1 pseudogene is annotated in these 361 nt (G+C 56.5%); it reads left to right on the forward strand.

Annotated features, from left to right (window positions below):
* Positions 1–183: pseudogene (locus ACTHSP_RS22855) on the forward strand (phosphoheptose isomerase); the annotation flags it as partial.
* Positions 184–361 lie beyond the last annotated feature (178 nt).

A 361-nucleotide genomic window follows, 5' to 3' on the forward strand; every position in this document is an offset into this window, starting at 1 on the left:
CGCGACATGCACGTCATCGCCATGACCGGCCGCGACGGCGGAAAAATCGCCGCCATGCTCAAAGATACCGACGTTTTGCTCAACGTCCCTTATCCGCGCACTGCCCGCATTCAGGAAAACCATATTTTGCTGATTCACGCCATGTGCGACTGCATCGACTCCGTCCTGCTTGAAGGCATGTAACCCTTTCTTTTCAGACGGCCCATCCCTTAAAGACCGTCTGAACACCCAACCGTCCATACCCAAGGAAAAAGGATATGAAGAATATCAAACGCTACGCCCTCCCCGTTCTGACTGCGACCCTCTTGAGCCTGAGTCTGAGCGGCTGCGTCGGCGCACTGATCGGCGGTGCAGCCGTCGG

Source organism: Neisseria sp. P0001.S005, from assembly GCF_051963715.1.